General features: G+C 71.6%; 12 protein-coding genes. 8 read left to right on the top strand and 4 right to left on the bottom strand.

All coding sequences use genetic code 11. The features are described 5' to 3' along the window. Window positions 1-9 precede the first annotated feature (9 nt). Together AB0B66_RS35615 and AB0B66_RS35610 are read right to left on the bottom strand one after the other, a co-directional pair. On the bottom strand, window positions 10-1143 hold the full coding sequence (locus AB0B66_RS35615; protein ID WP_360538375.1) for a DUF1996 domain-containing protein: 1134 nt from the start codon (window positions 1141-1143) through the stop codon (window positions 10-12). Window positions 1144-1208: 65 nt separating this feature from the next. After that, complete coding sequence (locus AB0B66_RS35610) at window positions 1209-1931, bottom strand: DUF4142 domain-containing protein (RefSeq protein WP_360538373.1); 723 nt, start codon at window positions 1929-1931, stop codon at window positions 1209-1211. Window positions 1932-2222: 291 nt separating this feature from the next. Between AB0B66_RS35610 and AB0B66_RS35605 the strand changes: the two genes are divergently transcribed. From AB0B66_RS35605 to AB0B66_RS35595, 3 genes are all read left to right on the top strand, one after another. Continuing rightward, the gene (locus tag AB0B66_RS35605; RefSeq protein ID WP_360538371.1) at window positions 2223-3230 is read left to right on the top strand and encodes a ferric reductase-like transmembrane domain-containing protein; all 1008 of its coding nucleotides are present in this window, start codon (window positions 2223-2225) and stop codon (window positions 3228-3230) included. A 71-nt stretch (window positions 3231-3301) separates the two neighbouring features. Then, window positions 3302-4561, top strand: coding sequence for an FAD-dependent oxidoreductase (locus AB0B66_RS35600; protein WP_360538369.1), 1260 nt, complete (start codon window positions 3302-3304; stop codon window positions 4559-4561). A gap of 21 nt (window positions 4562-4582) precedes the next feature. Continuing rightward, window positions 4583-5236: a hypothetical protein gene (locus AB0B66_RS35595; RefSeq protein ID WP_360538367.1), complete on the top strand. Its 654-nt coding sequence runs from the start codon at window positions 4583-4585 to the stop codon at window positions 5234-5236. Window positions 5237-5322: 86 nt separating this feature from the next. Here the strand turns inward: AB0B66_RS35595 and AB0B66_RS35590 are convergent, their stop codons facing one another. Then, window positions 5323-6711 (bottom strand): carbohydrate-binding protein, encoded by a 1389-nt coding sequence (locus AB0B66_RS35590; RefSeq protein ID WP_360538365.1) that lies wholly within the window; start codon window positions 6709-6711, stop codon window positions 5323-5325. A gap of 213 nt (window positions 6712-6924) precedes the next feature. On the opposite strand from AB0B66_RS35590, the gene AB0B66_RS35585 reads away from it, so the two are divergent. The 3 genes from AB0B66_RS35585 to AB0B66_RS35575 all read left to right on the top strand — a co-directional run bounded on the left by AB0B66_RS35585 (window position 6925) and on the right by AB0B66_RS35575 (window position 9239). Beyond that, a complete protein-coding gene (locus tag AB0B66_RS35585) occupies window positions 6925-7188 on the top strand; it encodes a hypothetical protein (RefSeq protein WP_360538363.1) in 264 nt (87 codons plus the stop codon). Window positions 7189-7191: 3 nt separating this feature from the next. After that, window positions 7192-7947 carry a hypothetical protein gene (locus AB0B66_RS35580; protein ID WP_360538361.1) on the top strand — a complete coding sequence of 252 codons (756 nt, stop codon included), beginning with the start codon at window positions 7192-7194 and terminating at the stop codon, window positions 7945-7947. Window positions 7948-8021: 74 nt separating this feature from the next. Further along, window positions 8022-9239: a deoxyguanosinetriphosphate triphosphohydrolase gene (locus AB0B66_RS35575; RefSeq protein ID WP_360538359.1), complete on the top strand. Its 1218-nt coding sequence runs from the start codon at window positions 8022-8024 to the stop codon at window positions 9237-9239. Window positions 9240-9294: 55 nt separating this feature from the next. Here the strand turns inward: AB0B66_RS35575 and AB0B66_RS35570 are convergent, their stop codons facing one another. After that, a complete protein-coding gene (locus AB0B66_RS35570; RefSeq protein WP_360538357.1) occupies window positions 9295-10119 on the bottom strand; it encodes a hypothetical protein in 825 nt (274 codons plus the stop codon). Between the two features lie 55 nt (window positions 10120-10174). Between AB0B66_RS35570 and dnaG the strand changes: the two genes are divergently transcribed. Together dnaG and AB0B66_RS35560 are read left to right on the top strand one after the other, a co-directional pair. Next, the gene (gene dnaG, locus AB0B66_RS35565) at window positions 10175-12019 is read left to right on the top strand and encodes a DNA primase (protein WP_360538355.1); all 1845 of its coding nucleotides are present in this window, start codon (window positions 10175-10177) and stop codon (window positions 12017-12019) included. Then, window positions 12019-12528 carry a hypothetical protein gene (locus tag AB0B66_RS35560; protein ID WP_360538353.1) on the top strand — a complete coding sequence of 170 codons (510 nt, stop codon included), beginning with the start codon at window positions 12019-12021 and terminating at the stop codon, window positions 12526-12528. The genes dnaG and AB0B66_RS35560 overlap by 1 nt, the downstream gene beginning before the upstream one ends. The last annotated feature ends 134 nt before the right edge of the window (window positions 12529-12662 follow it).

Raw genomic sequence — 12662 nt, 5'->3', positions numbered from 1 at the left:
AGGAGGGTGTCAGCAGCGGCGGCCCCGGTTGATGCAGTCGGTGGCGAACGTGATCAGGTTCGCCGGCATCACGTTGGCGAAGTCGGCGTGGTCGGTGAGCGGGTTGTGGTTCTGCTCCGGGAACGTGTCCAGCGCGAACGAGCGCCCGCGCGGCACGCTGTAGGTCAGCGTCATGCGCAGCTGCGCGATCGGCTTGGTGCCCTCCGGGCAGCGACCGTCGCCCGCAGGGAAGATGACGTGCGCGCGGTGGTTGGCGCTGTCGGTGTTGACGCCGTCCCAGCAGCTCGGGAAGTCCAGGACACGCTGCACCTGGCTGCCCCGCGGGCACAGCGGGTACTTCGTGGTGCGGCGGTTGGTGAAACCGGTGCAGGTCCACTGCGCCTTGGCGTTGGTCGGGCCGTTGGTGACCGCCTTGGCGTCGCCGGTGATCAGCCGCAGGAAGCGCGGCATCTGCTCGACCTTCGCGAACCGGTTGCCGCGGAACTCCAACCGCACCGACGCCGGGCGCAGGATGCGGCCGATGTTGCCGTCGTTGCCGCCGCCGTCGGCCGTCGCGTCCTCGCCGACGGTGCCGCGCTGGCGCAGCACCGGCCAGTAGTAGGTGGAACGGTCGTCGCGGCGGCAGGTGGTGCCCGCCGCTTCGAGGCTCTCGTTGGTCGAGTTGCCGTCGGCGGACAGGTTGCCGACGTAGTCGTGCGTGTGATGGGCGCCGTTGAACACGCCCGGCGCGACGATGAAGTTGTCGGGGTTGCGGTGGTCGTTGAGGTTGCGGCCGCACAGCGAGGTGAACGTGCCGGCCGAACCCTCCGCGGTCGCCCGCCGCTCGCGCACGTTGGGCGCGACCGAGCGGATGTCGACGAAGTCGCCGACCACCGGCGGGCCAGTCGGGGCATGGCAGCGCGCGGGCGAGCGCGGCTTGGTGCACTCGGCGTCGGGGCCCTGATCGTTCGGGATGCGGGCGGCCGCGGCGAGCTCCGCCGAGACCTCCGCGGCGGGGGTGGCACCGGCGCCGTCACCGGTCGCGGCCTGCGAGACCTGGCTGATGGTGGCCAGCACCGTCGCGGCGATCAGTACGATCACCGCGGCCAGTAATCGCCGCTCGCGGGGTTCCATCCGGTGCCGGGGGGAGTGAGTGCGTGCCATGGGGGTTGTCCTTCCGGGAGGTGGGTGCCGGGTGCGGCCGACGGGGGCGGCGGCCGCACCCGAGGTCAGCGAGGGTGCCGGACGCGGGCGGCCGTCACCGCGCCGACGCCCAGCGAGGTCGCCAGGATCAGCCAGATCATCGGCTCCGGTGTGCCGCCGGTACGTGGACCTGCGGCGGAGTTCGGCGCGGCGGCCGGGGTGGGGGGTGCGGGCAGCGCGCCGTAGTCGACCAGTCCGGTGCTCTCCAGGTACGTCATGTGCCGCATCACGATTGTCACGGCCTTCTGGGCGAACTCGCGGATCACCTCGTTGCGGGTGCCCGCGCGGACCGCCGCGACGATGCTGAAGACCTTGCCGTGCGCGACGCGCAGGCGGGCGATGAAAACGTTGTCCCACGCCTCGCCGCGCAGCCCGTTCAGTTCGTCGAGCCAGCCCTGCTGCTCGGCATTGGGCCGGTCGGGCACCGCCACCTGCAGCTGCGCCGCGACCTTGAGTACCTCGGCGTCCAGCGCGATGTGCTCGGTACTGATGTGGTGGCCGATCTCCCTGACCTTCTCGCTGCGTGCCCGGTCCTGGGCCTGCTTGCCGGCGGGGGACTCCCAGAGCCCGGCGAGGCGCACCCGGACCAGCAGGTCCCGATCGGCGGGGCCGAGCGGCCCGAACTCGGTGACGGTCCAGCCGGGGTCGGTTTCTTCGGCATGGGCGGCCGGCGGCGAGGTGAGCGCCACCGCCGCGGCGAGGACCGCGACCGCTGCGAGCGCAGCGGTCCGGGCGAGGCGAATGTCCATCCGACGCCTTTCCGTGTTCGCCCGAATACATGATGCGCTGCCTATTGGCAGCGCCAGGAGCCTAAGCTCGGAGTCCGCTGTGAAGTCAATCCCCGAAGACATTGTTAAGCCGCTTTTAGGGTCCGCATAGGACGTACCTAAAAAAGTGTGCCCTGTTCACGGGAGTCTTCCGCGATGTGGTCGTAGGCATTGACATTGTGCCGCAAAGGGTTGAAGGTGTCGTCCCAAAGGGATTGCGGACTTCATTCGCGATGCCATTGGCGCTTATTAGAGCAGAGTAGCGGGACGGTTATGGAGAGTGCTCATGTCATCGCCGCGACGGTGGGATTCACGTCGTTCGGGCTGCTGTGGCTGGCAGTTCTCGGCGGCGTCGCGTTGCGCAACGGATGGGGCCTGAGCCGCATCCGCCGGCCCGTGGCGTACGCCGCGCATCAGGGCATCGCCCTGGTCGGGCTGACGCTCGGCCTGGTGCACGGCATCGCCCAGCTCGCCGTGCCGAACGGCACCATCAGCGTGATCGACGTCATCGTGCCGTTCGTGGACACCCACGACCCCGTCGGCGTCGGCGCCGGCGTGCTGGGCCTGGAACTGGTCATCGCCGGCGCGATCTCGATCGTGATCCAGCGCAAACTCGGGTTCAGCCGCTGGCGCGCCGTGCACATGGCCACGTACGTCGGGTTCTCGCTGGTCTCCGCGCACGTGCTGATCTCCGGCACGGACACCGGCCCGAGCTGGGTCTGGGGGCCGGTGTACACCGCCTGGCTGGCCACGGTCGCGCTGTGGTTCACCACCTGGCCGCGCCGCTCCCGCCGGGTCGAGTCCGACAACGTGCTGGCCGTCGTACGCCCGGAGCAGCCGCGCGACAGCCTGGTCGTCGATGTGGACCCGGTGCGCTGCGCTCGGTTCGGCTTCTGCGAGCAGGAGTCGCCCAGCGTGTTCAGCCTGCGCAGTGACGGCCGGCTCGACTACACCGCGGCCCCGCCCGCGTACCGGCTGGACGAGGTGGTCCGGGCGGTCGAGGTGTGCCCGGCCCGCGCCATCAGGGTCCGGCGTCCGGCAGGCAGTGCGCCGACTCCGCCGCCGACCCCGGTGACCCCGCTCATCGTGCGCCAGCGTGAGCGCCCCGCCGCGCCGTCCGTCGAGGACGAGGTCGAGCAGACCCGCCCGGCGGGACGCTCCACTTTCGAACCAGCCACGGAACTCGACGAGTTCCGGCAGTCCCGGCGGCACAGCCGGGCTTCGCACCGCGCCGCCGGCGCCCGCGACCGCTTCCACGTCGGCGATTTGAGCGAGGACTGAAACATGAGCGAGCTTTGCGAGCGAATCGACGGGCTCTGCGATGCCGGTGACGAGCGGAGCGAGGGGCGGGCATGAGGCACCGGATCTCGGACCTTGATCGGATTCTGGTGGTCGGGGGTGGGCGGGCCGCGGTGGCGGCGGTGGAGGAACTGGACCGGCTCGGGTTCAGCGGTGTGGTCACCGTGCTGGCCGGTGAGTCGTATCCGCCGTACCATCGGCCCGCGTGCTCGAAAGGGCTGCTCACCGGCCAGCGGCCCGCTGACGTGCAGCTGTCCACCGAGGCCTCCGCGCGCTGGCTGACCGGGCGGGTCGCGGCCGAACTCGACGCCAAGCGCCAGATCGTCTACGGCGAGACCGGCGAGATGTACGAGTACGACGCGCTCATCGTCGCCACCGGCGCCCGCCCGGTCATCCCGGACGGCTGGCCGGTCGGCGAGCCCGGCCTGCACAGCCTGCACAGCATCGACGACGCGCTCGGCCTGGCCGCCGACCTGCGCCGAGCGCAGCGGGTGGCGGTCATCGGCGCCGGGCTCACCGGGTGCGAGGCCGCCTACGTGGTCCGCTCACTTGCCCGTGAATGCACCATGATCGACTCGAACGCGCAGGTCATGACCCGTGCGGTCGGGTCTGTGACGGGTGGGCTGATCGCCGACACGATGCGCCACGAAGGCGTACGCATGCGCCTCGGCCGCCGGGTCAAGCACCTGTCCCGGGGCCGCCGCGGCTGGCGGCTGGACCTCGACGACGGCTCGCACGTCGACGCCGACCTCGTCATCGCCACGCTCGGCGAACGGCCCGACACCGGCTGGTTCACCGCCCGCCACGCCGACACCACCGACGGGCTGCTCTGCGACGAGAGCCTGCGCGTGCAGGGCGTGGACCGGGTCGTCGCGGCCGGTGCGGTCGCCCGCTGGCCCAACGCCTGGTACGGCGACGCCCCCGGCCGCGTCGACCAGTGGATCGCCGCCATGGAGATGGGCCGCGCCGCCGCCCGCACGCTGCTGTCCGGCACGCGTGCCGCGCCCGCCGTCGGGGTGCTGCCGCGTTACTGGTCAGACCTGTTCGGGCTGCGCATCCAGGTGATCGGCCGCCTCGACAAGTCCGAGGAGGTCGCCGTCAGCGAACTGCGCCCCGGCCGCCGCGACATCGCCCGCGGCGGCGTGCTCGCCGCCCACCGCCGCGGCGGCGTGACCACCGGGGTGGTCGCGGTCAACGCGCCGAAGCAGTTCACCACGCTCGCCCGCGCGATGCGGGAGGCGGGCCCGGCCCGCCCGCTCGTGTCGCTGCCCGCCGTCGTCCCGAACCAGCGCCGCCTGAGCCTGGTCGGCTGAGCCGAGAGAAGGGAACCTCCGATGCTTCGAAGTGTTCGCGCCGCACTGGCGGCCACGCTGCTGCTGGCCCCGCTGGGTGCGATGACCGCCTGTGCGGGCCTGCGCGACGGCCCGGCCCCGGTCACCGCGCCCGCACCGTCACCGCTCGGTCCGGCCGAGAACGAGCCCGCCGCCGAGGTCGTCGCCGCCGTCGGCATCCCGACCGCCGAGCTGCGCGGCAAGAAGATCCCGAAGATGGGCGAGGTGGTCGTCGACGCCGACGGCTTCGTGCTCTACCGGTTCGACAAGGACACCGCCGAGCCGCCGGCCAGCAACTGCTCCGGGGACTGCGCCGCGGTGTGGCCGCCGGTGCTGGTCGACGAGAACCTCAAGCTGACCGGACTGGACGCCAAACTCGTCGGCACCATCGAGCGGGAGGACGGGGCCACCCAGGTCACCCTGAACGGCTGGCCGCTCTACCGCTACATCGGCGACAAGAAGGCCGGGCAGTGGAAGGGCCAGGCGGTCGGCGGAGTCTGGTTCGTCGTCGCGCCGACCGGCAAGAAGAACCTGTCCTGCCTGCCGACCGCGACCCCGGTGCCGGTGCCCCCGCCCGGCGCGGACGCCTCGCCGGACGCGGGTGCGTCGCCCGCCGCCGCTGCCTCGCCGTCCGGGGACGGCGGATACACGTACTGAAATCGGCCGCCCGGTCCCGGGGCGCCGCCGACGGGAGGGCGCGGCACTTGCCTGCCGCGCCCTCCCGTGCGCCACACCGGATCAGGTCAGCGCCGGAAGCGGAACCAGTCGATGTTCACGTAGTCGTTGGGCTGCCCGCTGCTGAAGGTCAGGTAGACCGTGTGGGTGCCGGTCACCGAACCCACGTTCGCGGGGATCTCCCGCCAACTCGTCCAGCCGCCGGTGTTGGCGATGGCGAAGCTGCCGATCGGCGCGTTGGACAGGCTGTCGATCCGCACCTCGACCAGGCCGCTGATGCCGCCCGCGGCACCGGACGCGGCCCGGGTGACGAAGTCCAGCGGCCGCGGCGAGCCGAAGTTCACGCCGTCGAAGCGCAGGTGGTCGCCATTGCCGATGCTGCCGACGTAGTAACCCTCGTAGATCGTCGTGCCGGCCTGGCCGTTGCGGCTCTCGGCCTGGATGTTGGCGTACGCGTCACGGTTGCCGCTCGGCGGCGGGCTGGCCGGCGGCGACGACGGCGGCGTGGTGCCGCCCGTGGTCTGGTAGACCGCCACGTAGTCGACCCGCATCGGCTGACCCGACACGGTGCTGCCGGTCGGTGTCGCGGACCCCGCCACACCGTTCGGGAACGAGCCGCCCATCGCCACGTTGAGCAGCAGGAAGTAGCCCGCGTGCGAGGTCATCTGGGACCAGTACGAGCCGACCTGGCTCTGGTTCACGGTGTGGTACAGCGTCCCGTCGACGTACCAGCGCAGCTGCTGGGCGTTCTCGTTGGTGCGGTCCCACTCGAAGCGGTACGTGTGGAACGCCGACTGGCAGGTGCTGCCCGGGCAGGCGCGGCTGGTGCCGATGCCGTTGAACTCGTTGCACGGCCCGCCGGGCGCCACGCCGCAGTGCAGCACGCCCCACACCGAGTTGATGCCGTTGACGTTCTCCATGATGTCGAACTCGCCGATACCCGGCCAGTTCTGGTAGTTGCCCCGGTAGGGCGCGCCCAGCGCCCAGAACGCGGGCCAGTAGCCGGCGGCCGCGGCCCCGGTGACGTTGGGCATCTGGATGCGGCCCTCGATGCGCAGGACGCGCCCGGCCGCGGGCTTGAAGTCGGTGCGGACCGTCTCGATGCGCGACGAGGTCCAGCTCGAGCCGTTGCGGATCGGGGTGATCAGCAGGTTGCCCGCGCCGTCGTGGCGGACGTTGTTCGTGCTGTTGGTGTACGTCTGGATCTCGCCGGTGCCCCAGTTGGCGGGGCCGCCCGGGTACTGCGTGCCGGTGTCGATGATCCAGTTGCCGGCGGACGGCAGCGTGTTGTTCGCGCCGTTGAAGTCGTCGCTCCAGACCAGCTGCCAGCCCGAGGGCGTGGCGGGCAGTGAGGCCTGTGCGGGCAGGGCGTTGACCGTGGCGACCGCCGCGGCGACCAGGACGGCCAGTCCGCCGGCCAGGGTCGCCTTGCGGTGCTGGGAGAATCGCGTGCTCATCAGGGCTTTCTCCTCCTGGGGAAGAGGGCGGTCCGCACGCCGCCGGGCTCGGCATGGGCGGCGGAACCGGGGACCGTGGGACGGTTGTGAGAGCGCTCTCTTGTTCCACCACTTAACGTCCCCGCAACATGAATGTCAATAACCATCGATGCCAACGTGTGTCGATGACTCGCGACTGGTACCGTGGTACCCAAGTACCTCGGAGGTGGAGCGATGAACGCCAAGAGACAGTCGCCGCTGAAAGTCGATCCGGACATCGACGAGCTGATCTCTCAAGGTGCTCATTTCCTCGGGCTGACGAAGAAGGACCTTGTCGCGGAGGCGGTCAAGGATTACCTTGCGGCTCGGCGTGAGGAACTGCACCAGCGGATGACGGAGGCGATGCAGGTGCTGGACGGCACCACCTCATCCCGCGTCGCCATGCTCGCCGGGGTGTCTCCGGACGACGTCGAACGGCTCGGCGGGATACGGGAGTAGCACGTGGAGCGTGTCCGGCCAACCCTGCGCTGCCTACGCGACGACCTGAAGATTGATTTGCCGTCGGTCGACCGACTGCTCGATGAGATCGACCACCCACTGCTGGCCAAGGCGTCGGAACAGTTCGCCGATGAGGCCACCCCCCACGAACGCATCGCCGCTGTCGACGACCGGGTCCTGTTCAAGGTCAAGGTGCAGCGCTGGCGCAGAGCGGTCTTGGTCGAACCCGACCTGCCATGGCTGGTCGCCGCAGGTTGGCGTGAGTCCGGCAGCACCGACGACTTCTACGCCGCACTCGCCGCGGACGCGCGGAGCGCTCGGGCGCGGTACAACGCCGACGCCAGGCCTGCGCTGACCACCGACACCTACACGGCTCACCTGCTGCCGACACATGACGACCGGTTGCGGCAGCGCCTGGAGCAGGCCACTCGGTTCATCCGTGCCCTGGAGGCGCTTGTTCCAGAACTGGTGCGGCAGTCCCTGCGAGACGGTCATGAGAGAACAGCCGAACTCGACTCGTTCGACCTGGGTGTTCAAGTCCGCGCCGAACACGGACACGAGACCTACGTGGCCATCCGCGTTCGGGGATCGGTGCCGCCGAACCTCGTGCCGGTGATCCTCGACATCGTGCCCGGCTGTGACCGTACCGGCTGGTATCCGGAAGCGGCGCTGCCGGACCGGGCTCTGCACCCCAATGAGCAGGCCTGGTCCAACATCATGGACACCGCGGTGGCGGCGAAGCTGCTGGACGTCGACTGAGCACCGACGACCGGCCGCCCGACGTTCATCGTTGCGTGCGTGAGGATGCCGGTCGCGGTCAGTAGCATTGGTTGATGGTCGATCCCAGCGAGCGGTTCATCCCCGAGCCTTCGAAGGACACCGGTTTCGGGCGCAGCCCCTACGAGCGCGACCGGGCGCGGGTGCTGCACTCGGCCGGGTTCCGGCGGCTGGCCGCGAAGACCCAGGTGCACACCGCGGGCAGCGGCGACTTCCTGCGGACGCGGTTGACGCACTCGATCGAGGTGGCGCAGATCGCCCGCGAGATGGGCGCCCGGCTGGGCTGCGACCCCGACGTCGTCGACGTCGCCGGGCTGGCCCATGACCTGGGACATCCGCCGTTCGGGCATAACGGCGAGGACGCGCTCGACGAGGTCAGCCGGGCCTGGGGCGGGTTCGAGGGCAACGCGCAGACGCTGCGGGTGCTGACCCGGCTGGAGGCCAAGGTGGAGGGCGCGGGGCTCAACCTGACCCGGGCCTCGCTGGACGCGACCTGCAAGTATCCCTGGCCGCGCCGGGAGGGCACCCGCAAGTTCGGGGTGTACGCCGACGACCGCCCCGTCTTCGACTGGGTGCGCCTCGGTGCCCCTGACGACGACCGGCGCTGCCTGGAGGCGCAGGTCATGGACTGGTCCGACGACGTGGCGTACTCGGTGCACGACGTCGAGGACGGCCTGTACTCCGGCTTCGTCGAGCTGCAGCCGCTGCTGATCGACGCCGACGAGCGGGCGGCGCTGTGCGCGGACGTGGCGCAGGTGTACTCGTCGGAGTCGCCGGCGGTGCTGCACGAGGCTCTGATCGAGCTGCTCGCCGATCCCGTCGTCGCGCCGCTGGCCGGATACGACGGCTCGTTCAAGGCGCAGCTGGCGCTCAAGCGCTGCACCAGTGTCCTGACCGGACGGTTCGTCGCCGCCGCGGTCGACGCCACCCGCGACAAGTACGGCGACGGCCGGCTGCGCCGCTACGACGCGGATCTGATCGTGCCGTCCGCCGCCCGGATCCGCTGCGCCCTGCTCAAGGGCATCGCACTGCGCTACGTGATGCGCCGCCGGGGCATGGAGCCGTGGTACGACGAGCAGCGCCAGATCCTGCGCGACCTGGTGCGGCTGCTGGCCGACCGGGCCCCGGACGAGTTGGACCCGGTCTTCGCCCCGCTGTGGCGGGCCGCCGCCGACGACACGGCGCGTCACCGGGTCGTGGTGGACCAGGTGGCCTCACTGACCGACACCGCCGCGCAGGCCTGGCACCAGCACCTCACCGCCCCGGGCGCCTGACCCGCCCGCTTGCGGGCGGATCGGCGACCTGGGCAGTTCTGGCCGGAGGGCAGGGTCACGCCTCTGGCGTGCGCGGTGACGGCACGTCGACGGCGGGCTCGGCGACCAGGTGCTCTGCGACGGCGGGCTCGGCGAGCGTGGCGGGCGCTTCGGCCGGTGCGCCCGCGTCGTGCAGCGGGTGCGGTCGGGACGGAAACAGGTCGAGCACGTCCAGGGCGCGGGCGGCGAGCAGGCGTTCGCGCTCGGCGGCGTCGCGGCGCACGGTCCGGCTGACCCACCAGAGGTGGACGGCGGCCGAGGCGGCGAACAGTGCCACGACGAGCAGGAACAGCGCCCAGCCGTCGTTGTCCAGGGCGTTCAGGGCGTAGCCGCCACCCGCGGCCAGCAGTGCGCTGTTGACCAGGCCGATGCTGGCCGCCAGGCCGACGGCCTCGCGCTGCCGCTGTCGACCGGGTCCCGCGCTCGGCAGGAACAGGCCGGGGTCGTCGAGTGTGGGCAGCAGCACGTATGGGGCGACCTGCGGGGCGCGGCGCACCAGGTAGCTGCGCAGCGCCTGTTCGGCCAGCCCGTAGCGGTGCGCCGTGCCGGTGAAGCGCAGCTGCCGCAGGAACACGGCCGGGCCCATCAGCAGCAGCAGCGCGCCGAGGGCCGCGATGACGCCGAGGCGCACTTCGGCGTCGATGTCACTGCCGACCAGGCCGGCGGACACGGCGGCGACGGCGGTGGCGATGACCAGGAAGAAGTTGTACCGGTTGTGGGCCTGGTCGCTCACCGCCCGGCGCATCTCGATGATCTTCTGGTACTCGGTGAGCGCGACGGTGAGCTCGATGTCGTCGGCGGCGCGGCGGGCAGGGTCGGGGGCGAGGGTGGGATGGGCCACGATCGCACGGTATCGGCTGTGCGCCCGCCGGGCATCGGCTGGCAGGATGTAGCGCATGGCCGGGGGTCGCATCCGTGATGAGGACATCGCGCTCGTACGCGAGCGCAGCTCGATCGTGGACGTGGCCGGTGAGCAGGTCACCCTGAAGAACGCGGGCGGCGGCAACCTCAAGGGGCTGTGCCCGTTCCACGACGAGAAGACCCCGTCGTTCACCGTGTCCCAGGCCCGCAACGTGTGGTTCTGTCACGGCTGCGGCGAGGGCGGCGACGTGATCAACTTCGTGCAGAAGATCGATCACCTGAGCTTCATCGAGTCCGTCGAGCGGCTGGCCGACCGGGCGGGCATCCAGCTGCGCCGGATCGAGGGCGGCCCGGCGGTCGAGCGCCCGCAGCACGGCCAGCGCCAGCGCCTGGTCGCCGCGCACGCCGCGGCCCAGGAGTTCTACGCCGAGCAGCTGCTCGCGCCGGGGGCGCGAGCGGCCCGGGAGTTCCTCGCCGAGCGTGGCTTCGACCGGGACGCGGCCCAGCGATACGGCTGCGGCTTCGCGCCGGTGGAGTGGGACCTGCTGGTCAAGCACCTGCGCGGGCGCGGCTTCACCGCCGCCGAGATGGAGACCGCGGGCCTGGCCCGGCCCGCGCGTTCGGGCAGCCTGGTCGACCGGTTCCGCCGCCGCCTGCTGTGGCCGATCCGGGACGTCTCCGGCGATGTGATCGGTTTCGGGGCGCGCAAGCTGTTCGACGACGACGACGGCCCGAAGTACCTGAACACCCCCGAGACGCCGCTGTACAAGAAGTCGCACGTGCTCTACGGCATCGACCAGGCCAAACGCGAGATCGCCAAGCAGGGCCGGGCGGTGATCGTCGAGGGGTACACCGACGTGATGGCGTGCCACCTGGCCGGGGTGACCACGGCCGTGGCGACGTGCGGCACGTCGTTCGGCGCGGACCACATCGGGGTGCTGCGGCGGCTGCTGCTCGACACCGACGCGTACGCCGGAGAGATCATCTTCACCTTCGACGGCGACGCCGCGGGGCAGAAGGCGGCGCTGCGCGCGTTCGGCGACGACCAGCGTTTCGTCGGGCAGACGTTCATCGCGGTCAGTCCGGACGGCATGGACCCCTGCGAGTTGCGCCTGGCCCGGGGCGACCTGGCCGTGCGCGACCTGGTGGCCCGCCGCGAGCCGCTGATCGCGTTCGCGCTGCGCTCGACGCTGGCCCGCTTCGACCTGGACACGGTCGAGGGCCGGGTGGCCGCGCTGCGCACCACCGCGCCCATGGTCGCGAAGATCAAGGACCGGTCACTGCTCACCGGGTACGCCCAGAAGCTCGCCGGGGACCTCGGCGTCGACGTCGACCAGGTGCGTACCGCGATCCGCGGCGCCGACGGCGCGACGGTGCCCGCGCCCCGCCCGGCCGCGGCCACCCCCGACAGCCCGCGCCTGGTGGTCGAGCGCGAGGCGCTCAAGCTGGCGATCCAGCAGCCGGTGCTGGCCGGCCCGGTGTTCGACGCGGTCGACGAGACCCTCTACGCCCACCCGCCGTACCGCGACGTCCGAGCGGCGATCGCCGCGGCCGGCGGCGCGTGCGCCGGGGTGGCCGGGGCGGGCTGGGTCAACAGCGTGCGCGACGCCTGCGCCGACCTGGCCGCGCAGATGCTGGTCATGGAGCTGGCCGTGGAGCCGGTGCGCTACGACGGCGAGCCGGACTCCGGCTACCTGCACGTCGTGCTGGCCCGCCTCCAGCTCGCCGGGCTCAACCAGCGCATCGGCGAGGTGAAGTCGCGGCTGCAGCGGATCAACCCGGTCACCGAGTCCGACGAGTACCGGGCGCGGTTCACCGAACTCGTCGCCCTGGAGCAGCACTCCCGGGCGCTCAAGGAGAAGGCCGCCGGAGGGCTCTGATGAAGTTTCGACTGTTCGGCGGGCGGCGTACGCTGCCCGCGGAGCGCCGCCCGCAGCTGACCGCCGACGAGCGGGTGCTGGCCTGGGCCCCGATGGGCGAGGACACCGTCGTCGCCACCAACCTCGGCCTGTGGTGGGACGAGCAGCGCACCGGCTGGCACCGCATCGACAAGGCGGTCTGGGACGGCGAGGCGCTGGTGGTCACCCCGGCCGAGGTCGTCGCCGAGCGCGCCGGCTACGAGGTGGTCGCCGACGGCACCCCGGTGCGCCTCAAGCTCACCGACCCCGACCACCTGCCGCACCAGGTGCGCCTGCGGGTGACCAGCTCGGTGCAGCATCCGCAGCACCACGAGCTGCCCGGCGGCGGCGCCTGGATCTTCGCCCGCCGCGTCCCCGGCGTGAACGGCCTGTCCTGGACCGTGCGCTACGACCACGGCACCGACGGCGACGACCCCGCCACCGTCGCCGCCACCGACCAACTCATCGCCGCCACCCGCGGCGACCTCTGACCACCCGCCGCCCCGCCCCGCGCGCCCCGCGCCACCCTGCGCTGCGCTGCGCGCGAAGGAAGGGCACCTTCTTATCGCTATGCGTAGAGGAAGGTGCCCTTCTTAACCTCGAACTGTCGCGGGGCTGGGTGGAG

It is taken from the genome of Catellatospora sp. NPDC049111 (assembly GCF_040648615.1).
In the GTDB taxonomy this organism is placed as follows: domain Bacteria; phylum Actinomycetota; class Actinomycetes; order Mycobacteriales; family Micromonosporaceae; genus Catellatospora; species Catellatospora aurea.
Note: the sequence above shows the minus strand (reverse complement) of the source record. Positions and strands in the feature narration are given on the sequence as shown.

Excerpts from the sequence above, each read along its gene's own strand:
- AB0B66_RS35615 (WP_360538375.1), bottom strand. The coding sequence starts at position 1,143 with ATGGCACGCACTCACTCCCCCCGGCACCGGATGGAACCCCGCGAGCGG.
- AB0B66_RS35610 (WP_360538373.1), bottom strand. The coding sequence starts at position 1,931 with ATGGACATTCGCCTCGCCCGGACCGCTGCGCTCGCAGCGGTCGCGGTC.
- AB0B66_RS35605 (WP_360538371.1), top strand. The coding sequence starts at position 2,223 with ATGGAGAGTGCTCATGTCATCGCCGCGACGGTGGGATTCACGTCGTTC.
- AB0B66_RS35600 (WP_360538369.1), top strand. The coding sequence starts at position 3,302 with ATGAGGCACCGGATCTCGGACCTTGATCGGATTCTGGTGGTCGGGGGT.
- AB0B66_RS35595 (WP_360538367.1), top strand. The coding sequence starts at position 4,583 with ATGCTTCGAAGTGTTCGCGCCGCACTGGCGGCCACGCTGCTGCTGGCC.
- AB0B66_RS35590 (WP_360538365.1), bottom strand. The coding sequence starts at position 6,711 with ATGAGCACGCGATTCTCCCAGCACCGCAAGGCGACCCTGGCCGGCGGA.
- AB0B66_RS35585 (WP_360538363.1), top strand. The coding sequence starts at position 6,925 with ATGAACGCCAAGAGACAGTCGCCGCTGAAAGTCGATCCGGACATCGAC.
- AB0B66_RS35575 (WP_360538359.1), top strand. The coding sequence starts at position 8,022 with ATGGTCGATCCCAGCGAGCGGTTCATCCCCGAGCCTTCGAAGGACACC.
- dnaG (WP_360538355.1), top strand. The coding sequence starts at position 10,175 with ATGGCCGGGGGTCGCATCCGTGATGAGGACATCGCGCTCGTACGCGAG.
- AB0B66_RS35560 (WP_360538353.1), top strand. The coding sequence starts at position 12,019 with ATGAAGTTTCGACTGTTCGGCGGGCGGCGTACGCTGCCCGCGGAGCGC.